The sequence below is a fragment of the Streptomyces sp. XM4193 genome (assembly GCF_023072595.1).
Taxonomy (GTDB): Bacteria; Actinomycetota; Actinomycetes; order Streptomycetales; family Streptomycetaceae; genus Streptomyces.
In genome coordinates this window covers 849,696-869,814 of sequence record NZ_JALLGK010000001.1, presented here as the reverse complement: position 1 = coordinate 869,814, position 20,119 = coordinate 849,696, and the positions used below count along the sequence as shown (strand labels likewise).

The window sequence follows — 20,119 nt, the reverse complement described above, 5'->3', positions numbered from 1 at the left end:
GGCCCGAAGCCCGCTCAGGAGTGCCAGTCCAGCGGGATGCTCCGCTCGCGGTCCCAGGGCCGCTCCCAGCCGCCGTGATGGAGGATCCGGTCGATCACGCCCGCGGTGAACCCCCACACCAGCGCGCCGTGCACCTGGAAGCAGGCGCCCCGGTAGCCGCTGGGGTGGACGGCGATGCCCCGGTTGGCCGGGTCGGCCAGCTCCGCCAGCGGCACCGTGAACACCCGGGCAGTCTCGCCCTCGTCGACGGCCGCCACCGGGCTCGGCTCCCGCCACCAGCCCAGCACCGGCGTCACCACGAAGTCGCTGACCGGGATGTAGAGCTTCGGCAGGACCGAGAAGATCTGCACTCCCGAGGGATCGAGCCCGGTCTCCTCCTCCGCCTCGCGCAGCGCGGCGCGCAGCGGCCCCGCGCCCTGCGGATCGCCGTCCTCCGGATCGAGGGCGCCACCGGGAAACGACGGCTGCCCGGCGTGCGCCCGCAGGCTCGACGCACGCTCCATCAGCAGCAGATACGGCTCCGGCTCGGCACCGGCGGAGCCGCCGGCAGAACCGCTGTCGCCGGACGAAACGGCGGACGGGCCGGACGCGGACGGGCCGGAGGGCTGTACGGCGGTGGCGGCGTCGCCGAAGAGCACCAGCACGGCGGACTGGCGCCCGCCCCCGGGCGGCGGCAGGAACCGGCTCAGCTGCTCGGGGCGCAGCCCGGCGGCGGCCTCCGCAAGACCACCCAGCCACACGGGCAGGCCCTCGTCGCTCACCTGCGGCGCCTCTCCCACCTCGCCCTCACCGGGCCGGTCCACAGACCCGTCCCCCGGCGCCCGGCCTCCCGACAGCCGGTCCGCCGACGACCCCTCGGGGCGCGCCCGGCCCGGGCGCGACTGGTCCGCGGGACGTCCCGCGGACGACACCTGAGCGGCTGAACGGTCCGCGGCTGAACCGCCGGCGGGCGAACGGCCCTCCGGGGAGCGGCTCGCGGGCGACGGCACCGAATCGGCGGAACGCGGCCGCGGCGTGCGGCCGTGCGACCGCGGGGCGCTCATCGGCGGCTCCGCCCGACGGCGGGGACAGGACGCGGGGTGCGGCGGCGACGCGAGGCGGTCGGCGCCGAGGGAACGGCCCGCTCCGCGCAGGACCTCACCGGTCCCCCAGCGCGGGCGCGGGACGGCCGGGATAGTCCGGCGGGGGCTTGAGCCGCTGGCCGGGCTGCCCGCCCATCTCGTACTTGAGCAGCTTGCGGGCCTTCTCCTCGTCCGTCTCCCCCTCGCCGTAGGAGGGGCAGAGGTGCGCGATGGGGCAGGCACCGCAGGCAGGCTTGCGCGAGTGGCAGATGCGGCGCCCGTGGAAGATGGTGCGGTGCGAGAACATCGTCCAGTCCCGTTTGGGGATGATCTCGCCGATCTCGGCCTCGACCTTCTCCGGGTCGGTCTGCTCCGTCAGCTTCCAGCGGCGCACCAGACGCCCGAAGTGCGTGTCCACCGTGATGCCCGGGTGCCCGAACGCGTTCCCCAGGACGACGAAGGCCGTCTTGCGACCCACTCCGGGCAGGCTGGTGAGGTCCTCCAGGCGGCCGGGAACCTCGCCGCCGAAGTTGTCGCGGAGGGCGGCGGAGAGGCCGATGAGGGACTTGGTCTTGTTGCGGAAGAAGCCGGTGGGCCTGATCAGCTCCTCCAACCGCTCCGGCGGCGCCGCGGCCATCTCCTCCGGCGTGGGGTAGTGCGCGAAGAGCGCCGGGGTCGTCTGGTTGACCCGCAGATCGGTCGTCTGGGCGGAGAGGACCGTCGCCACCAGCAGCTGGAAGGGGTTGTCGAAGTCGAGCTCGGGGTGGGCGTAGTAGTAGACCTCCGCCAGCTCGCGGTCGATGCGACGGGCCCGCCGCACCATCGCCAGCCGCGACTCGGGCTTCGCCCCGGACGATCTGCGCGCCGCGCCCGGTTTCGGGGCCTTCGCGGACTCCCTGCGCGCACCGTCGTGCTCACGTTCGCCCACAGCGGAATTCCGTGATGGTGGCACCCAGTCGGCTCCTCTTCTCGGGCTCGCACCGGCCTGCACCGGCGATTTCGACCACTCGGCCAGCCTAAGGGCGGCCACCGACATTCGCCCCGATCCACATGGATTCACCGGCCAATCAGCCCCCTGCCGTACGCCTGTGGCCACCCGTAGGTCAAACTTGTGACTGATCGCACTGTTTCGACGTCCGGCATCATGGGGCGGTACGTTCCGTATCCCCCAAGGGCCGGTCGACAAGGAGAGAACTCGTGGACGACGTTCTGCGGCGCGCCCCCCTCTTCGCGGCGCTCGATGAAGAGCAGGCGGCTGAGCTGCGTGCCTCCATGTCCGAGATGACGCTGGCTCGCAGCGAAGCCCTGTTCCACGAGGGAGACCCCGGCGACCGCCTGTACGTGGTCACCGAGGGCAAGGTGAAGCTGCATCGCACCTCCCCCGACGGCCGCGAGAACATGCTCGCGGTGCTGGGACCGGGCGAGCTGATCGGCGAGCTGTCCCTCTTCGACCCCGGACCGCGCACCGCCACGGCGAGCGCGTTGACCGAGGTCAAGCTGCTGGGTCTGGGGCACGGCGACCTCCAGCCCTGGCTCAACGTGCGGCCCGAGGTCGCGATGGCGCTGCTGCGTGCGATCGCGCGCAGGCTGCGCCGCACCAACGACTCGATGTCCGACCTGGTCTTCTCCGATGTGCCGGGCCGCGTGGCGAAGGCGCTGCTGGACCTCTCGCGCCGCTTCGGCGTGCAGTCGGAGGAAGGCATCCACGTGGTGCACGACCTGACCCAGGAGGAGTTGGCGCAGCTCGTCGGCGCCTCCCGCGAGACGGTCAACAAGGCGCTCGCCGACTTCGCCGGGCGCGGCTGGCTCCGGCTGGAGGCACGCGCCGTGATCCTCCTGGACGTGGAGCGGCTCGCCAAGCGCAGCCGCTGAGCGCCGGACCGGACGACAACCGCCGACACGGGCGGGGCACGGGCTCGACCCCGCCCCGCCCGTTTCGCGTGCCCGGACCTGTACGCGCCGTCGCGCCCCGCGCGCCCGTGCGCGCCGTACGCCCGGCCCACGCCGCAGCCCGCCGTACGGCCCCCGATCGCGCCCGTGCGCAGGGACCGGGTGGGTGGCGGTCTAGATCAGGCCGTGTTCGGTGAGGTAGTCGAGTTGGGCGCGCACCGAGAGTTCGGCGGCCGGCCACAGGGCGGGGTCCACGTCGGCGTAGACGTGGGCGACGACCTCGGGCGCGGTGCGGTGGCCCGACTCCACCGCCGTCTCCACCTGCGCCAGCCGGTTGGCGCGGTGCACCAGGTAGTAGTCAATGACGCCGAGTGCGTCGTCCAGCACCGGTCCGTGACCCGGCAGCACCGTCGTCAGCCCTTCTCCCACGACGAGTTCGCGCAGCGCCCGCAGCGAGTCCAGGTAGTCGCCGAGCCGCCCGTCGGGGTGGGCGACGATGCTGGTCCCGCGCCCGAGCACGGTGTCGCCGCTGAACAGCACGCCGTCGGCGGGCAGGACGAAGGAGACGGAGTCCTGGGTGTGTCCGGGGGTGGGGACGACGTCCAGCGCGAGCCCGCCGACGGTGACCACGTCGCCGGCGGACAGACCCCCCGCCTCGCCGATCCGGTGTGCCGGATCGTGGGCGCGGACCGGTGCGCCGGTGAGCTCGGCGAAGCGGGCCAGCCCGTCGGAGTGGTCGCCGTGGCCGTGCGAGAGCAGCGTGAGGCAGATGCTCAGGCCCAGCGACTCGGCGGTGGCGACGACGTTGCGCAGATGCTCCTCGTCGTGCGGGCCGGGGTCGATGACGACCGCTTCCGTGGAACCCGGCTCGCTGACGATCCAGGTGTTGGTGCCGTCCAGGGTCATGTGGCCGGGATTGGGCGCGAGGACGCAGACCGCCCGCTCGGTGATGCGACCGGCGGTGACGGCCTCGCGCGGGCGGCCAGGAAGTGCGGCGTTCGTCATACGGCGTCGATCCTCTTCTCGAATTCCTCGTGTCCCGGCCAGCTCAGCACGATCTCCCCGCCCTCCAGGCGCGCCCGGGCGAGCACCGGCGTGAGGTCGCGACCGGCGGCGGCGGCCGTGGCGTCGGCGGCGGTGGCGAGCCGGGCGGCGGCCAGCTCGCGCAGGGTGCTGACGGTCGGCGGCATCATCAGCAGCTCGCCGCGGTCGTAGCCGGCGACGGCGTCGGCGGGGCTGGTCCACAGGGTGCGGTCGGCCTCCGTCGAGGCGTTGCGGGTGCGTTGACCGGCCGGCAGTGCCGCGGTGAAGAACCAGGTGTCGTACCGGCGTTCCTCGAACTCGGGGGTGATCCAGCGCGCCCAGGCGCCCAGCAGGTCGCTGCGCAGCACCAGTCGGCGCGCGGCCAGGAAGTCGGCGAAGGAGAGCTCGCGGCTGACCAGCGCGCCGCGGTCGGCCTCCCAGTCGTCGCCGGTGACGTCCTCGACGACGGTGTGCGGATCGCGTCCCGCGAGCAGTACGCCGGACTCCTCGAAGGTCTCCCGGACCGCCGCGCAGACGGTCGCCTGCGCCCGAGCCGCGTCGACGCCCAGGCGCTCCGCCCACTGCGCGCGGGAGGGGCCCGCCCAGCGGACCTCCGCCTCGTCGCGGGCGTCGACCGCGCCGCCGGGGTAGGCGTACGCACCGGCGGCGAAGGCCATCGTGGTGCGGCGGCGCAGCAGGTAGACGTCGGGGCCGGCAGCGGGGGCCGGGCTCGCGGGGCCGGGCGGGGACGGGTCGCGCAGGAGCATCACGGTGGCCGCCCGACGCGGGGTGACGGGAGTGAGCTCGCCCCTGCTGAGCGCCCTGATCCGGTCGGGCCACTCGGGCGGGTACCACTGGCCGTTCTTCGACATGGCCGGATCGTACGGCGCGGTGGGCGGATGTTCGAGGGGCGCATTTCCGCGGCCGGACCGCTACAGTGAAACTGTACCGTCCAGACGGTGCAGTAACGATCGAACACGGAGGTCCCCATGTCCGTCGAAACAGCGGCCCCGGCGCCGCTGTCACCCCGCCGCCGCCGGTGGGCGCTGGTCGCCCTGGTCCTGCCGGTGCTGCTGATCAGCGTCGACATGACGATCCTGGGCTTCGCGGTGCCCACCCTGAGCACCGAACTGGAGCCCACCGGCAGCCAGTTGCTGTGGATGGTGGACGTCTACTCCTTCCTGCTCGCCGGCCTGCTGGTGCTGATGGGCACTCTCGGCGACCGGATAGGCCGGAGGAAGCTGCTGCTGCTCGGCGCCTTCGCCTTCGGCGGCGCCTCGGTGCTGGCGGCGTACGCGACCAGCGCCGAGATGCTCATCGCGGCGCGGGCGCTGCTCGGCGTGGGCGGCGCGACGCTGATGCCCTCGACGCTCTCGCTGATCCGCAACGTCTTCGCCGACCGGCGCGAGCGCCGTACCGCCATCGCCGTCTGGGCCGCGGCGTTCGCCGCCGGCGCGGGCCTCGGGCCGGTGCTGGGCGGGGTGCTGCTGGAGCACTTCTGGTGGGGCTCGATCTTCCTGATCAACGTGCCGATCATGCTGTTGCTGCTGGTGCTCGGCCCGGTGCTGCTGCCGGAGTCGCGCGACCCGGACCCGGGCCGCTTCGACCCGCTCAGCGCGGTGCTCGCGCTGGCCGGGATGCTCTCGTTCGTCTACGGCGTGAAGAAGATCGGCGAGACGGGAGCGACGGGCGCCGCCGGGCTCTGGCTGCTCGCGGGGCTCGGCGTGGGTGCGCTGTTCGTACGGCGCCAGCGCAGGTCGGCGGCGCCGATGATCGACGTCGGCCTCTTCGCGCACCGCCGGTTCAGCGTCTCGGTCGCCACCAATCTGCTGGCCGTCTTCGCCCTGGTCGGGCTGATGTTCTTCTTCCCGCAGTACCTCCAGATGGTGCACGGGATCCGGCCGGTCGAGGCGGGGTTGTGGCTGTTGCCGGCGGCGGTCGCGGCGGTCGCGGGAGCGCTCGCGGCGGCCCGGCTCGCCCGCCGGGCGCCGCTTTCCCACCTCATCGGCGGCGGTCTGCTGCTGGCGGCGCTGGGCTACGGCGTGGTGCTCGGCTTCACCACCGGGAGCGCGCTGTGGCTGGTGGTGCTGAGCGCCGGTCTGGTCGGCGCGGGCGTCGGCCTCGCCGAGACCCTGACCAACGACGCGATCATCGCCGCCGCGCCGCCCGAGCAGGCCGGAGCGGCGTCGGCGATCTCCGAGACCGCGTACGAGCTCGGCGGCGCGCTGGGCGTCGCCGTACTCGGCAGCGTGGCCTCCTCGGTGTACCGGGAGGAGCTGTCCGCGGCGCTGCCCGCCGGACTGCCGGAGCAGGCCGCGGAGGCGGCCGGCGAGACCCTGGGCGGCGCGCTCGCGGTGGCCGAGCGGCTGCCGCCTCAGCCGGCGGAGGAGGTGCTGTCGGCGGCGCGGGAGGCGTTCGTCGGCGGGATGCACGTCGCGGCGGTGATCGCGCTGGTACTGGCGCTCTGCGCGGCGGTGCAGGCGGCCGTGCTGCTGCGGGGCATGCGCCCGGACGACCGGGAGGCCGCCCCGGGCGACTCACCCGCGGCGGTCGACGGCGACGCGGCGGCCGTGCGGGACGAGGGCGCCGTACGGAACGGGGACGACGACGGCGGGGCGGGTGACGGCGGTGGGCCGGTCGGGGACGGCGGGCCGGTCGGGGCGACGGCGGTCAACCGGCGGACGGGCGGAGCCTGTTGAGCAGTTCGGGCAGCGCGCCCAGCAGCGGCGACTCGTCGACGTCCAGCACCGCGTGGAGGTAGAGGCCGTCGCCGAGGACGGTGAGCAGCCGGGCGGTCGACTCGTCGCCGGTCTCCTCGGCGAGGAGCGTCCGCCAGGCCTGGGTGGTGCGGGCGAGAGTGGCCCGGGCCGAGGGCTCGTGCACGGCAAGCTGGATCACCGCCATCAGGGTGCGGTGGGGCGGGTCCTCCTCCGTCACGTCGGTGAAGGAGGTCCGCAAGTAGTAGGTGACGGCGTCGGGTTCGCAGCTGCGCGCCCGTCGGATGTCCTCCGCGTTGCGCTCCTCCAGCCGGTGCAGCAGGGCGTCGCGCAGGGCGTCCTTGGAGGGGAAGTGGTAGAGCAGGCCGCCCTTGGACACCCCGGCCTGCCGGGCCACCGCCTCCAGGGTGACGGCGGCGGGCCCCGTGGCCCTCAGCTGCTCCTCGTAGGCGTCCAGTACGAGTTCGCGGGATGAAGGGCGAGGCATGACAGCAGACCCTACCGGCAGGTTCGGGACGGAGCGGGCGGGTGCGGTACGGGCGCCGGGTAGCCGGGCGGGGGCAGCCGCGCGACAGTGGAGGTGTGCGCGGAGAGGTCGCGCGCGGGAGGCAGCGGGAGGCAACATGTCCAAACGCCACCAGGAGCACAGCCGGTTCGCGGAGCAGCAGCGGCAGAAGAACCTCGCCGTCGAGCAGCGGGCGGAGCACCAGGCCCGCGACATGCACTCGATGGCCGCCAAGGGGCGGGGCAAGACGGCGAAGGCGACCGCCAGACGGCAGGGCCGGGACTGAGCAGTCGCCCCGCCCGCGCTCCGGCAGCAGCACGCGGACGGGCACGGCCCGGGCGACGCACCCGCGCCCCGTGAAGCGGGCACGCGGGCACGTCGTGACTGCGGCGCACGCCCCGCTCCCGGGCGAGCACCCCAACCGGCGGGCGGCTGCGGCCGGTTCGCCCTCCCGGCTCCGCGGGGCGCCCGCGGCGCGACGGGCCCCGGGGGCGGAGCGCTGCCGTGTTGCGCACACGGCCGCGGCGCGGGACGGTCGGGGGTGAGGGGGAGCCACGGCGTACGCAAGCGGGGGCCGAGGGAGGAGCACCACCATGCCCATCGCCACCGTGAACCCGTCCACGGGCGAGACAGTGCGCACGTTCGACGCCTTCGACGCCGACCGGATCGAGCAGTGCCTGGCCACTGCCGCGGATGCCTACCGCAGCCACCGGCTGACCGAGTTCACCACCCGCAGCCGGCTGCTGCACAGCGCCGCCGATCTGCTGGAGTCCGAGGTCGAGGACGTCGCCCGCACGATGACCACCGAGATGGGCAAGCCGATCAACGCGGCCCGCGCGGAGGCGAAGAAGTGCGTCAAAGCGATGCGCTGGTACGCCGACCACGCCGCGGAGGCACTGGCCGACGAGCACCCCGCGGCGGCGGACGTCAAGGACTCGGGCGCGGCACGGGCGATCGTGCGCTACCGGCCGATCGGTCCGATCCTCGCGGTGATGCCGTGGAACTTCCCGCTGTGGCAGGTGGTGCGCTTCGCGGCCCCCGCTCTGATGGCGGGCAACGTCGGCCTGCTCAAGCACGCGTCCAACGTGCCGCAGACCGCGCTCTACCTCGACGACCTATTCCGTCGCGCGGGCTTTCCGCAGGGCTGCTTCCAGACGCTGCTGATCGGCTCGGGCGCGGTGGAGTCCGTGCTGCGGGACCGGCGGGTGGCCGCCGCGACGCTCACCGGGAGCGAGCCCGCGGGCCGCTCGGTCGCCTCGGTCGCGGGTGACGAGATCAAGAAGACGGTCCTCGAACTCGGCGGCAGCGACCCGTACATCGTCATGCCGTCCGCCGACATCGCCCGTGCGGCGGAGGTCGCCGTGACGGCACGCACCCAGAACAACGGGCAGTCCTGCATCGCCGCCAAGCGCTTCCTGGTGCACGGCGAGGTGTACGACGAGTTCGCCGAGCGGTTCACCGCCGGTATGGCGGCGCTGGTGGTGGGCGACCCGCAGCAGGAGGAGACCCAGGTCGGCCCGCTGGTCAGCGAGCAGGGGCGGGCGGATCTGGAGGAGCTGGTCGAGGACGCGGTGCGGCTGGGCGCGCGCACGCTGTGCGGCGGCAAGCGGCCGGAGGGCCTGGAGCGGGGCTGGTACTACGAGCCGACGGTGCTCGCCGACATCACCGACCGGATGCGGATCGACCAGGAGGAGACCTTCGGCCCGGTGGCCACGCTGTACCGGGTCGGCGATCTGGAGGAGGCCATCGACATCGCCAACTCCACGCCCTTCGGGCTGAGTTCCAACGCCTGGACCCGCGACGAGGTGGAGGTCGAGCGTTTCGAGCGCGATCTGGAGGCGGGCGGCGTCTTCATCAACGGCATGACCGCCTCCCACCCGGGCCTGCCGTTCGGCGGCGCCAAGCGCTCGGGGTACGGGCGCGAGCTCGCCGGGCACGGCATCCGCGAGTTCTGCAATCCCACGACGGTCTGGCACGGCGTCTGAGGCTCCCCCGGCCTCCGCGGCGCGCGAGGCCGTACCCCCGCACGGTGGCGCACCCCGCGGTGACGCACCCCGCACGGTGGCGCACACCGCAGCCGCGGTCGAGGACTCACTCCCGACCGCGGCTGCGGTGTGCAGCTTCCTGAAAGCAGTGGGGAGAACAGAGGTTCGGCGTCTGTAGGGTTCGTGATATCGGCGGTTTGTGATCGAGTTTTCGCCTTGGTACGGGCCATACGCGGGGGGCAGGATGCACGAGCGCGAGTTCCGAGCATTTGTTTCGATTGCGGAAGCCGGGCGAATGGATGTCGCGGCGCGGCAACTGGGTTACTCCCAGCCGGCGATCACCTACCAGATCAAATGCCTCGAACGCTCGCTCGGCTACAAGCTTTTCGCCAGACATCCCAGTGGTGCGCGGTTGACCGGCGACGGCCAAATGATTCTGCCGTCGGTGCGCGCCGTACTGATGCTGATCGACAACATTCGCGACCCCCACGGCACCCGTTCCGAACAGGAGACGGAAGCCAAGGGGGAAGCCGATCTGCCGATAGTGCGGCAGGACACCGCCTAGGCCGCCGGCCAGACCGCCGACCGGGACCGCCGCGCGCTCACCCGCCTCGCCCCCGGTCGCCCTCGACTCCCGTCCGCCGCGTGCGGCCGGGTCACCGCAGACGGACGCCACACACCTGGAGACAAGAGATGAGCACCAACCCGTTCGAGGACAACGACGCCCAGTACTACGTACTCGTCAACGAGGAGGGCCAGCACTCGCTGTGGCCCGTCTTCGCCGAGGTGCCCGCCGGCTGGACCGTCGCCCACGGCGAGGACAGCAAGCAGGCCTGCCTGGACTACGTCGACGAGAACTGGACCGACATGCGCCCGCTGAGCCTCGTGCGGCAGATGGAGAACTCCCAGTAGGACCGCACAGGTTCAGCAGGGACGTACGTCGGAGAGGACGATCATGCAGACGGATTCCACCGCGGCGGTGCAACGGCCGCTTCCCCGACCGAACGCCGACCGGGTGCTGGTCTGCCTCAGCTACTGCGGCGGCGGCACCGCACCCTTCCGGCAGTGGGCGGAAGTCCTGCCGCCGGACGTGGAGTTGGCGCTGATCTGCTACCCGGGCCGGGAGGCGCGCTTCGGTGTGCCGTTCGCGACCGACTGGGTCGCGCTGCGCGACGACGTGGTGCGCGCGGTGCGCGGCATCGCCGGCCGCCCGTACACCCTCTTCGGACACAGCATGGGTTCGTGGATGGCGTTCGAGACGGTCGCGCAGCTGGAGCGGCTCGGTGTCACCCCGCCGTCGGCGCTCGTCGTCTCGGGCGGCGTGGCACCGCAGAACCGCCACGAGGAGCGCCCCGACGTGCCGCACACCGGCCAGAGCGACGCGGCCCTGGTGCGCTGGATGCGCGAGTTCGGGCAGATGAGCTCGATCGTGGCCAACGAGCCGGAGCTCGTGAAGCTCGCGGTGGAGCTGCTCCGGGCCGACCTCCAGGTGTCGGAGTCGTACCGGTACGCCGAGGGCACCCGGATCTCGGTGCCCACACGGGTGCTCTACGGCGCCGAGGACAGTGCCGACTTCGCGGTTCTGGAGCGGAACTGGGCGGCGCTGACCGACGGGCCGTTCCACGCCGAGGAGCTGCCCGGCGGGCACTTCTACACGCCCGAACTCTGGGCGCGGCTGCCGGAGTTGTGCACGGCGCCGAGCCCGGACACGACCTCCTGCGCGGCACGCTGACGCGCAGGACGGACACGCGGAACGCCTGCCCCGCACACCGCTGCGGGCACGCAGGACGGACACGCGGAACGGACACGAGCGTCCGGACGGTTGCTCCCGACGGGAGCGGTCGGCCGGGCGCTCGTCTCCGTTCCGCCGCACGCCAGGACGTACGCGCCGCACGCCGACTCGCCGCACGCCGACGCGCAGGGCGGCTGTTCGGGCCGTGCGCCTCCGGGCCGGGTGTGCGGCGCGCACAGCGCCGAGCGGGACAGCCCGGCCCGCGCACCCGGCCCGCGTAACCCCACACAGGCCGAGGGCCGCACGTACCGGATGCGTACGCGCGGCCCTCGGCCTGTCTCCGTGCGGTGACGGGCGGGCGGTCGGTCGTCAGCCGACGCTGCTGTCGACGCCGCTGTCGTGCGGCCGGCTGCCGCCGGTGCTCCCGGCCTCGCGGCCGAACCCGCCGGTCGGCGGCACACCGGCGCCCTGCGGATCGGCTCCGGTCCGGCCCGCGTCGACGCGGCCGGCAGCCGGGTCGCCCGTGACGGGTGCGGGGGCGTCCACGCCCATGGCGCGTCGGCGGTCGTGCAGCACCATCAGGATCACGATGCCCATCAACACACCGAGCACGGCGCCGAGTTCGCGGGTGGTGGCGGCGACGATCGGTTCCTCGGGGGCGGGCTGCTGCATGTCGGTGAGGGTGAGCAGGTTGTAGACGCTGTAGGCGAAGAGCATCCCGGAGGAGATCCAGGCGGCGCCCATCGGCGGCAGGAAGCGGCGGGAGCCGCGGCAGGTCGTCAGCACGACGAGTCCCCACGCCCCGGCGAGCGCCCACACACCGGTGCTGAGGGTCAGCAGGTGCCACCAGACGTCGCGGCCGTCGAGCCGGTCCGGGTCGATGCCGAGGGTGCCGCCGACGGCCCAGTAGATCTTGACGACGCCGAGCAGGACACAGCCGACGGCCAGCAGCTTGGCGACGGTCGCCTGGAGCGCGCGTGAACTGCCGTGCGGCTCCCCGCAGTCCAGCGGCCCGCCGAGCGCCTCGGGCCAGCGCGCCTTCGCGTAGCCGAGCAGCGCCAGGGGCAGGCCGATACCGGCTCCGACGAGCGAGATCATCACCAGGATCTGCTCGTAGATCCAGAAGTCGGGGGCGCCCGCTTCCTTGTCCTTGTTCATCGCGGCGGGGCCGAGGACCGGTGCCAGCAGGAGCATCGGGACCAGCAGGCCCGTACCCACCCACACCGGGAGGGCGACCAGCCAGGCGGGGAGCTTGTTGCCCCAGGGGCGGGAGAACGCCATCGCCAGGGTGATCCCGACGGCGGCGAGCACCGCGGTCGCGGCGTTGATGGCACGCCAGTCGGCGCCGGCCATCTCCTCCGTCGGAACGAACAACCCGAAAGTCCAGAGAATTTTGATGAACAGGTACGGAGCTACCGCGATAGCCGCCGCATTGCCCGAAATTCTGCGAATTCTCGTCAAACGATCGACCGGCTGCCCCGGGTTGGCTGTCATGTGCATCATGCTATCCAGGCCGAAGTGGGTGGGTCAAAGTCGTCGTTGAACATCAGAAGTTGCTCACTGTTTAGTGGAATTACGGACGGGACGCATTGCCGAGTGCTATCGCGGTGAGCCGGCCCGATCCGGAGACGGAGACAACCAGCGCGGATTCCCCGGACTTGGCGAGTGTCACCAGCTCCAGCAGCCCGGAGACCGCGCAGTGCCGTGCCTCCTGCACCTCCGTGTGCCGGTCGCGCACACCGCCGCCCGGGGTGTCGAGCGCGTCGCCGACGGCCTCCCGGACGGCGACCGCGAACTCGTGTGCGGCGGCGGGGGCGCTGACGACCAGTCGGGGGCGGGCCGTCGACTCCGAGCCCTCGACTCCCGCCGCCAGGGCGGCGATTCGGCGTGCGCCGAGGGCGAGGGCGACCGGGTTCCACCGGCCGTCCGCGTCGACCGGGACGAACCGGGAGACCCCGCCGGTGATCTCGGCCAACGCCAACGCGCCCTCGTACGAACCGCCGACCGAACCGCCGACCGAACCGTCCACCGGACCGCCCGGCACGTCCGCAGCGTCCGCCGTGAGCAGTACGGCGGCTGCCGCGTCGTGTCCCAGGCCCTCGACTCCGGGCGGCGTCTGGTCCGTTGCCGCGGCGACGACCCGGTCGGCGCGACCGGTGCGCAGTGCGGTGGCGGCGAAGTGCACGGCCTCCAGTCCGGCGGTCACCGGGTTGGTCACGGTGGCCGAGAAGGCACGGGCGCCGGCGCTGATGGCCAGCTGGCTCGCCGGGGTGTTCATCGAGAACGCCGGCACCTCGGCCGGGCTGATGCCCCGTACGCCCTCGGTGCGCAGGGTGTCGTACATCCGCCGGTGGACCCCGGCGATCGCGTACTCGGTGCCGGCGACGACTCCGAAGCGCTCGGAGGCGGTTCCGGTGAGCGGCTCGTCGCTGTGGCGGCGGCCGATGGCCTCGTTGCCCGCGGCGAGCAGATAGCGGGTGGCCGGGCTGAGGTACTTCCAACCGCGCCGCCCCAGGTGGGGCACCGGGTCGAACCAGGCGTCGTCCGTCCCGTCGGCGGCGGGCCGCGGCTCCTGCGCCACCGCCCCCACTCCGGTGATCAGCACCCTCACTCGGCAGCCCTCCACAGCAGTACGGCGTTGTTGCCGCCGAAGCCGGTGCCGCTCACCAGAACGGACGGCCGGGCGAGCGGTACCGGATTGTCGACCGGTACGGCGAGCGGGCAGTCGGGATCGAGGTTCTCGACGTGGGCGTTGGGCGGGACGAGTCCGTGGCGCAGGATCAGCGCGGCGATGGCGCAGCCGAAGACTCCGGCGGCGCCCGCCGTGTGGCCCATGACCGCCTTGGGCGCCGAACCGGCCACCTCGGCAGGCGCGATCAGCTCCGACAGCGCCGCGCCGACGGCGTCGGCCTCGACCGTGTCGTTGCCCGCCACGCCCGCGCGGTGCAGTACGACGGCGCCGGGCGCCTCCGGCACGCCGTCGAGCACACCGGCGACAGCACGGCGCAGCTGCGCGCCGGTCGGCTCGGGGGCCATCGGGTGGTGGGCGTCGCAACTCCAGGCGTGTGCGGCGAGTTCGGCGTGCGCGGTCGCGCCGCGGCGCCGGGCGGACTCGGCCGATTCGAGCACCATCGCCACCGCGCCCTCGCCGGTGACCATTCCGGCCCGCTCGGTGTCGAAGGGGCGGCAGTGTTCGCTGTCGACGAGTTCGAAGCGCTCCAGGGTCCCGACCGCGACCGTGGAGAAGGCGTCGCCGCCGCAGACGACGACCAGGTCCGCCTGCCCGGTCTCGATCAGTTCGGCGCCCCAGCTCACCGCGTACGCGCCGGCCGAACAGGCCGTGGACAGCGTGTGGTTGGGGCCGCCGATACCGAACCGGGCGGCGATGACCGATGCGACGTGGTGCGTGGCGAGCCCGCGCTCGACCCCGCCGTCCCGCTCTGTCGCGGACCCGCCTGCGGACCCGCCTGCGGACCCGCCTGTCGCGGTCGCGCCGTCCGCCGGCTCCGCGAGGTCGATGTCGCCGAGCGAGGTACCCAACGACAGGCCGGCGTCGGCGAGTTGCTCGTGGGTGAGTCCGGCCTCGCCGACCGCCTCGGCGACGGCGGCGGCGATCAGCGCGCTGGTGCGCCCGCCGGGGGTGTGCGAGGAGACACCGCGGGTGTCCTCACCGGGCGCGGGGCCCGACGGGTCGTCCGGGGAACGGGTCTCGGGGCCCGCGTAGAAGTTCGGGCGGAAGGACAGACCGCAGTCGTCCGGCGCGGGCACCGGCAGCTGGTCCGCGCGCAGAAGTCCGTCCCACAGAGCGGTGGTTCCGCTGCCGAAGCAGCTCACCGACCCCATCCCAGTGACCACGACCGTCACCGACGCACCTCGCTTCCGGGTAGCGCTGCGGCAGCGCTGCACAAAAATTGCCGACGCTACTCAGCCTGCATTCGGAAAGAGGTGGTGACCACGAGGATTGCAAGTACCTGCAGCAACCAGGATCAGCACTTCTGTGCTTTTCGCCCGCTGTCCTACTGTGGGCCCCGATCACTGTGGCAGATCTCATTCCCCGGAAATACTCCGCGGGAACCACACTGAATCACAAAATTGGCCCGAGGAAAGGGAATTCCGGTGAGCGTCGAAACCACTTTGGACGAGGCGGAACTTCGGAATCTCGTTGCGGACACGCTCGATGTCGAGACTGCGGCGCTGACCGATGACGTACTGCTCATCGAGGAGCTCGGTGTCGACTCCGTCGTGGCGCTCGAGCTCGCGGTCACGCTGGAGAACCGGTACGACATCAAGATCCCCGAGACCGAGCTGGTGACGGTCCGCAAGTTCCCCGACATCGTCGCGCTGCTGAACCGGAAGCTGCAGGGTCAGTGACAGCGCAGACGGCGAACGCCCGCGACGAGCGGGACTCGCCCGCCGGCCCGGGTTCCTATCTGCTCATCGAGAGCAAGGGGAACTGGGCGGGGCCGACCGCAGGTGCCTTCCTCCGCGATGCCGTGGTGCTCGCGGAGGCGGGTCACCGGGTGCGGGTCTTCCTCGTCGAGGACGGGGTCTTCAGCGCGGTGGGCACCGCGGTCGCCGAGATCGAGCGGCTGGCCGCGCTCGGCGCCGAGGTCCTGGTCGACGACTTCTCCGCGGCGCAGCGCGCGCTCGGCGCCACCACGCTCTCGCCGCACGCCTCGCTCGTCGGCATGGACGTGATCGCCGCGGCGCTGGCCGAGGACGACTGCCGGGGAGTGTGGCACTGATGGCGGGCACGATGGAACGCCGCATGTGGGACCTGCTGTTGATCCTCACCACCGCACCGCACTCCAGCGATGTCGTCACCTCCGCGCTGCGCCTGTCCCAGGCCGTGCTCGACCGGGGCGGCTCGGTGCGGGTGTGGGCCTGCGGCTACGCGACGATGATGACGCAGAACACCTTCGGCGACACCAAGCTGCCGAACACCCGCGACCCCGAGGGGCACTACCCCTCGCCCTCCGCCGTCGTCCAGCGGATGATCGCCGACGGCGAGGGCCGTTTCGGCTGGATCAGCTGTACGGCGTGCACCGAGGAGCGCGGTTCCACGCACCACATTCCGCAGGTGCGGCACAGGTCGCCGCTGCGGCTGGCGACGACCGTCACCTCCGCGAAGCAGACCCTTTACCTCGGGGGAGCCTGATGACCACCACCAAGGGCCGCGGCCCTCGTGTGCTGTGTGTGCTCGACCGCGGCTACCGCGGCGCGGTCGAGGCGCAGTTCTTCCACGCGCTCTACGGACTGCTGGATCTGCACGGGCAGTTCGAGCAGATCGACGTGGCGCTGCGCGGCGCAGCGGTGACGATGGCCGTCGAGGAGGACGACTACCGTCCCGAGGTGCGGCTGGGCACGATGGTGCTGGACACCCTGCCCGACTACCGGGGTTCGGTCCGGGACCTGGTCAAGGAGGGCTTCGCGGTCTACGTGGACCGCGCCGACGTCACCGCCCTCGGCTTCGACCCCGAGCGACTGGTCGACGGTACGACCTGCCTGCCCTCCGCCGAACTGTCGCTGCGCTGGCCCGAGTACGACGAGGTGTGGTTCGTGTGACCGGGTCGCTGCTCGCACCGGGCGGATCGGTCGCGACCCGACCGACCGGGCCGTCCGGGTACGCGAGCCCGCTGCGCGCGGTCGACCGCCTGGAGGTGCTCGCCCGCGAGCCGCATCCGCGTTTCGTGCTGTACAAGACGGTCGACCCCGAAGACCCGTACATGGTCGGGCACTTCCCCGGTCTGACGCTGCTGCCGGCCGTCTTCGTCCTCGAAGGGCTGCGGCAGGCGATGACCGCGCTGCTCGGGGCCGAGGAGCCGCTGAACCTCGTCGAGGTGCGGTCCGCACGCTGGCTCGCCCCGATGCAGGGCGGCGACGAGGTGCGCCTGGACGTCGCGGCGGAGCCCCTGGCGGGCGGGCTGTGGCAGCTGAAGGCGGACGGGGTGCGGCAGGACGGCACCGCGGTGGCCTCGGTGAAGGTCGTACTCGGTGACCGCACCGCGGCGCCCGGCGGCGACTGGCCCGCACCCCGTGCCCACGGCGCCCACGGCGCGCACGGCGGCGGGGCCGGCCGGTTCGCCGACGGGGTCGAGGGCCCGGACTACACCCGGATCCTGGAACTCCTGCCGGTGCGCCACCCGATGCTGCTGGTGGACCGGGTGGAGGCGCTGGAACCCGGGCGGCGCATCGTCGTCGCCAAGGCGGTCTCCGGTTCGGAGCCCTGCTACCAGGGGCTGGACGACGGGCTGCCGCTGTCGCGGTACATGTTCCCCAGGGCGTTGATGCTGGAGTCCTTCGGGCAGTCCTCGGTGCTGCTGTGGCTGTGTTCCGACACCTCGGAGGGTGTACTGGTGGCGGCGGCGTTCCGCGACTGCCGTTTCCACGGCGAGGTGCGGCCCGGAGCGGTGCTGCGGCACGAGGTGTGGATCGAGCGGCTGATGGCCGACAACGTCTTCGTCTCGGGCCGGACCTGGGACGGCGACCGCTGTGTGATGACGGTCGGCAGCCTCATCGGCTCCGCACGGCCCCGCACCCAGGTCGACCGTACGGCCGTCGCCGACGCCTGACACTGACGCCCGGCACTGACGCCCGGACACTGACGCCTGACACTGATGCCCGGCACCTGACGCATCACCACCGAGCAGCGGCACTCACCACCGAGCAGCGCACGCACGACCGGGCGCGGAACGCACCGCAGGGCCTGTCCACGACCGAGTTCTCCCCGGTCGCGTACAGGCCCTGCGGTGTTTCGGCAGTGCTTCGGCGGTGGTTCCGCCGTGCCCCCGGCTACGAACCGACGGGCGCCTTGACCGCGTCGTTCACCGCGTCGGCGACCCGCTTGTCACGGAGGATGTCGCTGTGCGCGACGGCGATGTCGACGGCGACGGCGGCCTGTGCGGCGCCCTCGGTCGGGTGCTCGGAGTTCACGGCGGTCGCGGTGGACCAGGCGGCGGCCGGGTCGATCTGCCGGGCGGCGTTGAGATAGGCGACGAAGGACCGGAAGACCGCGACGAACTCGTCGAGCATCTCGGTGTCCAGCTCCTCGCGGGCGAAGGCGACACCGGCCTTCTCCTGGAAGATCCGCACGAGTTCGTCACCGTAGGCGGCGAACTCCGCGAAGCGCGCCTGCGCCTCCTCGCCCTCGCGGTGCGCCGCCGCCACCTCGTCCGCGGAGAGCACCGCGGCGAACTGGTTCATCATCGCGACGAAGTCCCGGTAGAGGCTGGCGTGTGTCGGCACCTCGGGGTCGAACATCACGAAGACCGGTGCGCTGCCCTGGCGTTCGGCGATCCGGGCGGCCAACTCGCCGGCGTGGACGCTGCCCGCGCAGTAGCCGAGCACCGCGCGCACCGTGCGTCCGCTCTCGGCGACCCCGTCGGCCCACAGCCCGAGGAAGTCCTCGACCGAACCCGCACTCGCGCCGTCCGGCTGCCGGGTCTCCCACAGCGCCAGGCCGTGGCCGAGGTTCGGGGCGAGGTCGGAGAAGCTCGAGTCGGAGCGGCCGGTGGTGGCGAAGTCGACGCCGAGCACGACCTCGCCCCCCTGGCCCTCGTTCAGCACTTTCCATCCGTTGAGCTTTGTCATCTGTCAGCTGTCCAGTCAGGTCCGCGGTGGATGTGGAAGTGGGGGTGGCAGCGGGGAATCGGGGGTCCGCCGCAAAGGCCGTGGGTCCGACGCCCACACGGGAGAGACGTCAGACCCACGGCCGAGGTGGACGGCGGCGTCAGCCGTCCGTGATCCGGATCGCCTTCGAGGGGCAGATGTCCTCGGCGAGGCGGCGTGCGTCGGAGGAGTTCTCCAGAGTGGGCGAGCTGTCCAGCAGCACGACCATTCCGTCGTCGTCCTGGTCGAAGATGGTGGGCGCGTTCAGCGCGCACAGCCCGGCGCCGATGCAGCGGTCGCGGTCAGCGTGGATCTTCATGCGCTTCACCACCCGACCGTGAGCTTGTGCACCGGCGGCAGACCGTCGATCAGCTCGATCGGCTCGGTGCTCTCCACCATGTGCAGGTTCGGGTAGCGGGTGATCAGGCTCTTCAGGCACAGCTCCAGCATCAGCCGGGCGACGTGCTGGCCCAGGCACTGGTGGATGCCGTAGCCGAAGGCGAGGTGGTCGCGGGCGTCCCGGTGGATGTCGAAGGTGTCCGGGTTGCTGTACTGCTGTGGGTCGCGGTCGGCCAGCCCCTTCAGGACCAGGATGCCCTCGCCCTCCTTGATGGTGACACCGTCGATCTCGACGTCGGCGAGCGCGACGCGGGCGATGATCTCGTCCACCAGGCTGAAGTACCGCAGGATCTCGTCGACCGTCTTCGGCATGAGGCCCTCGGGGTCCTCACGGAGCGCGGCGAGCTGCTCGGGGTGGTCCAGGAGCGCCTGGGTGCCGAGCGCGATGCGGTTGACGATGAACTCGTAGCCGGCGAGCAGCAGCATCTTCGTCATCAGAGTCAGACCGTGGTGGTCGAACTCCTCGGACTTGGTGGCCCGGGTGATGAAGTTGCCGAGCATGTCGTCGGTCGGGTTGTCCTGCTTCTCGGTGACGAGGGTGGCGAAGTACTTCATCAACTCCTCGTTGGCCGCCAGCTTCTCGTCCATCGTGTACGAGTGCCGGGTGCCCACCATGATCGCGGCGTTCTTGGTGAAGATCTCCCGATCGGAGTCCGGGATGCCCGCCAGCTCGCAGATGACCTGGGCCGGCAGCGGCAGGGCCAGCGCCTGGACCAGGTCGACCGGGCTGCCCTGCTCCTGCATGCGGTCCAGGTAGACGTCGATGAGCTCCTGGACCCTGGGCGCCATCTTCTTGGCGGCCCGGATGGTGAAGTCCGGCAGCGCCATGCCGCGGATGCGGGTGTGCCGGGGCGCGTCCATGGTCACCAGGAGGTTCTTGGCGTCCCTGGCGATCATGTCCAGCAGTTCCTGCGGAGCCGGGAACCGGATCGGGAACGTGGGGTGCGGCTCCACGCTGAACCGGTCGTCGGCCAGCAGCTGCTGGATCTGCTCGTGCTGCGCGACGAGCCACGCCTTGCTGCCCGACGGCATTTCGACCTGCGTCAACGGTCGGCCTTCCGGCAGCTGCTCGTATTCCGGCAGCAGCGGGTTGGGCCAACCGTGAGGGGCGACGGGGCAGGTCGCCACCTTCTCCACGGTGTCAGTCATGGCGTTACCCCTTTGTCAGTAATCGATGTTTGCGCTGCGGCAGATGCTAG

At 72.2% G+C, this 20,119-nt stretch carries 23 protein-coding genes; 12 read left to right on the top strand and 11 right to left on the bottom strand.

The genetic code is table 11. The features are described from left to right. Window positions 1-14: 14 nt before the first annotated feature. Together MTQ01_RS03655 and nth are read right to left on the bottom strand one after the other, a co-directional pair. Window positions 15-803 carry a CoA pyrophosphatase gene (locus MTQ01_RS03655; RefSeq protein WP_247486811.1) on the bottom strand — a complete coding sequence of 263 codons (789 nt, stop codon included), beginning with the start codon at window positions 801-803 and terminating at the stop codon, window positions 15-17. Between the two features lie 334 nt (window positions 804-1,137). After that, window positions 1,138-1,989 (bottom strand): endonuclease III, encoded by an 852-nt coding sequence (gene nth, locus MTQ01_RS03650; protein WP_374207585.1) that lies wholly within the window; start codon window positions 1,987-1,989, stop codon window positions 1,138-1,140. Between the two features lie 269 nt (window positions 1,990-2,258). Between nth and MTQ01_RS03645 the strand changes: the two genes are divergently transcribed. Beyond that, on the top strand, window positions 2,259-2,933 hold the full coding sequence (locus tag MTQ01_RS03645; protein ID WP_211042215.1) for a Crp/Fnr family transcriptional regulator: 675 nt from the start codon (window positions 2,259-2,261) through the stop codon (window positions 2,931-2,933). A 192-nt stretch (window positions 2,934-3,125) separates the two neighbouring features. Here MTQ01_RS03645 and MTQ01_RS03640 read toward each other — a convergent pair whose 3' ends face one another. Together MTQ01_RS03640 and MTQ01_RS03635 are read right to left on the bottom strand one after the other, a co-directional pair. After that, window positions 3,126-3,956 (bottom strand): MBL fold metallo-hydrolase, encoded by an 831-nt coding sequence (locus MTQ01_RS03640; RefSeq protein WP_247486809.1) that lies wholly within the window; start codon window positions 3,954-3,956, stop codon window positions 3,126-3,128. Further along, window positions 3,953-4,846 (bottom strand): NUDIX hydrolase, encoded by an 894-nt coding sequence (locus MTQ01_RS03635; protein WP_247486808.1) that lies wholly within the window; start codon window positions 4,844-4,846, stop codon window positions 3,953-3,955. Before MTQ01_RS03635 ends, MTQ01_RS03640 begins: the two co-directional genes overlap by 4 nt. A 117-nt stretch (window positions 4,847-4,963) precedes the next feature. Here MTQ01_RS03635 and MTQ01_RS03630 point away from each other — a divergent pair, with 117 nt between their 5' ends. Continuing rightward, window positions 4,964-6,673 carry an MFS transporter gene (locus MTQ01_RS03630; protein WP_247486807.1) on the top strand — a complete coding sequence of 570 codons (1,710 nt, stop codon included), beginning with the start codon at window positions 4,964-4,966 and terminating at the stop codon, window positions 6,671-6,673. On the opposite strand, the gene MTQ01_RS24850 is transcribed toward MTQ01_RS03630, so the two are convergent. Continuing rightward, window positions 6,645-7,178 (bottom strand): TetR/AcrR family transcriptional regulator, encoded by a 534-nt coding sequence (locus MTQ01_RS24850; RefSeq protein ID WP_282613132.1) that lies wholly within the window; start codon window positions 7,176-7,178, stop codon window positions 6,645-6,647. The two genes, MTQ01_RS03630 and MTQ01_RS24850, sit on opposite strands and share 29 nt — an antisense overlap. 136 nt (window positions 7,179-7,314) lie before the next feature. Between MTQ01_RS24850 and MTQ01_RS03615 the strand changes: the two genes are divergently transcribed. From MTQ01_RS03615 to MTQ01_RS03595, 5 genes are all read left to right on the top strand, one after another. Further along, on the top strand, window positions 7,315-7,482 hold the full coding sequence (locus MTQ01_RS03615; protein WP_247486806.1) for a hypothetical protein: 168 nt from the start codon (window positions 7,315-7,317) through the stop codon (window positions 7,480-7,482). 307 nt (window positions 7,483-7,789) lie between these two features. Continuing rightward, on the top strand, window positions 7,790-9,181 hold the full coding sequence (locus tag MTQ01_RS03610; protein ID WP_247486805.1) for an NADP-dependent succinic semialdehyde dehydrogenase: 1,392 nt from the start codon (window positions 7,790-7,792) through the stop codon (window positions 9,179-9,181). 244 nt (window positions 9,182-9,425) lie between these two features. After that, the gene (locus tag MTQ01_RS03605) at window positions 9,426-9,746 is read left to right on the top strand and encodes a LysR family transcriptional regulator (RefSeq protein ID WP_247486804.1); all 321 of its coding nucleotides are present in this window, start codon (window positions 9,426-9,428) and stop codon (window positions 9,744-9,746) included. 128 nt (window positions 9,747-9,874) lie between these two features. Continuing rightward, window positions 9,875-10,093, top strand: coding sequence for an MbtH family protein (locus MTQ01_RS03600; RefSeq protein WP_211040684.1), 219 nt, complete (start codon window positions 9,875-9,877; stop codon window positions 10,091-10,093). Window positions 10,094-10,136: 43 nt separating this feature from the next. After that, window positions 10,137-10,913: a thioesterase II family protein gene (locus MTQ01_RS03595; protein ID WP_247486803.1), complete on the top strand. Its 777-nt coding sequence runs from the start codon at window positions 10,137-10,139 to the stop codon at window positions 10,911-10,913. Between the two features lie 369 nt (window positions 10,914-11,282). Here the strand turns inward: MTQ01_RS03595 and MTQ01_RS03590 are convergent, their stop codons facing one another. The 3 genes from MTQ01_RS03590 to MTQ01_RS25105 all read right to left on the bottom strand — a co-directional run bounded on the left by MTQ01_RS03590 (window position 11,283) and on the right by MTQ01_RS25105 (window position 14,768). Continuing rightward, window positions 11,283-12,287 (bottom strand): hypothetical protein, encoded by a 1,005-nt coding sequence (locus MTQ01_RS03590; RefSeq protein WP_247486802.1) that lies wholly within the window; start codon window positions 12,285-12,287, stop codon window positions 11,283-11,285. A 199-nt stretch (window positions 12,288-12,486) separates the two neighbouring features. Further along, window positions 12,487-13,524, bottom strand: a complete 1,038-nt coding sequence (locus MTQ01_RS03585; RefSeq protein ID WP_247486801.1) for a beta-ketoacyl synthase N-terminal-like domain-containing protein — start codon at window positions 13,522-13,524, stop codon at window positions 12,487-12,489. Continuing rightward, the gene (locus MTQ01_RS25105; protein ID WP_247486800.1) at window positions 13,521-14,768 is read right to left on the bottom strand and encodes a beta-ketoacyl synthase N-terminal-like domain-containing protein; all 1,248 of its coding nucleotides are present in this window, start codon (window positions 14,766-14,768) and stop codon (window positions 13,521-13,523) included. The genes MTQ01_RS03585 and MTQ01_RS25105 overlap by 4 nt, the downstream gene beginning before the upstream one ends. A 261-nt stretch (window positions 14,769-15,029) precedes the next feature. Here MTQ01_RS25105 and MTQ01_RS03575 point away from each other — a divergent pair, with 261 nt between their 5' ends. From MTQ01_RS03575 to MTQ01_RS03555, 5 genes are read left to right on the top strand one after another with little or no spacing between them, the layout of a single operon-like run. After that, entirely contained in the window at window positions 15,030-15,284 is a 255-nt protein-coding gene (locus MTQ01_RS03575) for an acyl carrier protein (protein ID WP_247486799.1), read from the top strand. Continuing rightward, window positions 15,281-15,658, top strand: coding sequence for a hypothetical protein (locus MTQ01_RS03570; protein WP_247486798.1), 378 nt, complete (start codon window positions 15,281-15,283; stop codon window positions 15,656-15,658). Before MTQ01_RS03575 ends, MTQ01_RS03570 begins: the two co-directional genes overlap by 4 nt. Continuing rightward, entirely contained in the window at window positions 15,658-16,071 is a 414-nt protein-coding gene (locus tag MTQ01_RS03565) for a hypothetical protein (RefSeq protein ID WP_247486797.1), read from the top strand. The genes MTQ01_RS03570 and MTQ01_RS03565 overlap by 1 nt, the downstream gene beginning before the upstream one ends. Further along, window positions 16,071-16,478, top strand: a complete 408-nt coding sequence (locus tag MTQ01_RS03560) for a hypothetical protein (RefSeq protein WP_247486796.1) — start codon at window positions 16,071-16,073, stop codon at window positions 16,476-16,478. Before MTQ01_RS03565 ends, MTQ01_RS03560 begins: the two co-directional genes overlap by 1 nt. Further along, on the top strand, window positions 16,475-17,485 hold the full coding sequence (locus MTQ01_RS03555; protein WP_247486795.1) for a hypothetical protein: 1,011 nt from the start codon (window positions 16,475-16,477) through the stop codon (window positions 17,483-17,485). The genes MTQ01_RS03560 and MTQ01_RS03555 overlap by 4 nt, the downstream gene beginning before the upstream one ends. A 220-nt stretch (window positions 17,486-17,705) precedes the next feature. Here MTQ01_RS03555 and MTQ01_RS03550 read toward each other — a convergent pair whose 3' ends face one another. The 3 genes from MTQ01_RS03550 to MTQ01_RS03540 form a co-directional block, all read right to left on the bottom strand. Then, window positions 17,706-18,503, bottom strand: coding sequence for a hypothetical protein (locus tag MTQ01_RS03550; protein WP_247486794.1), 798 nt, complete (start codon window positions 18,501-18,503; stop codon window positions 17,706-17,708). Window positions 18,504-18,642: 139 nt separating this feature from the next. Beyond that, on the bottom strand, window positions 18,643-18,840 hold the full coding sequence (locus tag MTQ01_RS03545; RefSeq protein ID WP_247486793.1) for a ferredoxin: 198 nt from the start codon (window positions 18,838-18,840) through the stop codon (window positions 18,643-18,645). 5 nt (window positions 18,841-18,845) lie between these two features. Next, window positions 18,846-20,069 carry a cytochrome P450 gene (locus MTQ01_RS03540; protein WP_247486792.1) on the bottom strand — a complete coding sequence of 408 codons (1,224 nt, stop codon included), beginning with the start codon at window positions 20,067-20,069 and terminating at the stop codon, window positions 18,846-18,848. Between the last annotated feature and the right edge of the window lie 50 nt (window positions 20,070-20,119).

Bases quoted from the DNA above. Each gene is read 5' to 3' on its own strand.
- MTQ01_RS03640 (WP_247486809.1), bottom strand. From the start codon at position 3,956: ATGACGAACGCCGCACTTCCTGGCCGCCCGCGCGAGGCCGTCACCGCC.
- MTQ01_RS03635 (WP_247486808.1), bottom strand. From the start codon at position 4,846: ATGTCGAAGAACGGCCAGTGGTACCCGCCCGAGTGGCCCGACCGGATC.
- MTQ01_RS03630 (WP_247486807.1), top strand. From the start codon at position 4,964: ATGTCCGTCGAAACAGCGGCCCCGGCGCCGCTGTCACCCCGCCGCCGC.
- MTQ01_RS24850 (WP_282613132.1), bottom strand. From the start codon at position 7,178: ATGCCTCGCCCTTCATCCCGCGAACTCGTACTGGACGCCTACGAGGAG.
- MTQ01_RS03615 (WP_247486806.1), top strand. From the start codon at position 7,315: ATGTCCAAACGCCACCAGGAGCACAGCCGGTTCGCGGAGCAGCAGCGG.
- MTQ01_RS03610 (WP_247486805.1), top strand. From the start codon at position 7,790: ATGCCCATCGCCACCGTGAACCCGTCCACGGGCGAGACAGTGCGCACG.
- MTQ01_RS03605 (WP_247486804.1), top strand. From the start codon at position 9,426: ATGCACGAGCGCGAGTTCCGAGCATTTGTTTCGATTGCGGAAGCCGGG.
- MTQ01_RS03600 (WP_211040684.1), top strand. From the start codon at position 9,875: ATGAGCACCAACCCGTTCGAGGACAACGACGCCCAGTACTACGTACTC.
- MTQ01_RS03595 (WP_247486803.1), top strand. From the start codon at position 10,137: ATGCAGACGGATTCCACCGCGGCGGTGCAACGGCCGCTTCCCCGACCG.
- MTQ01_RS03565 (WP_247486797.1), top strand. From the start codon at position 15,658: ATGGCGGGCACGATGGAACGCCGCATGTGGGACCTGCTGTTGATCCTC.
- MTQ01_RS03560 (WP_247486796.1), top strand. From the start codon at position 16,071: ATGACCACCACCAAGGGCCGCGGCCCTCGTGTGCTGTGTGTGCTCGAC.
- MTQ01_RS03550 (WP_247486794.1), bottom strand. From the start codon at position 18,503: ATGACAAAGCTCAACGGATGGAAAGTGCTGAACGAGGGCCAGGGGGGC.
- MTQ01_RS03545 (WP_247486793.1), bottom strand. From the start codon at position 18,840: ATGAAGATCCACGCTGACCGCGACCGCTGCATCGGCGCCGGGCTGTGC.
- MTQ01_RS03540 (WP_247486792.1), bottom strand. From the start codon at position 20,069: ATGACTGACACCGTGGAGAAGGTGGCGACCTGCCCCGTCGCCCCTCAC.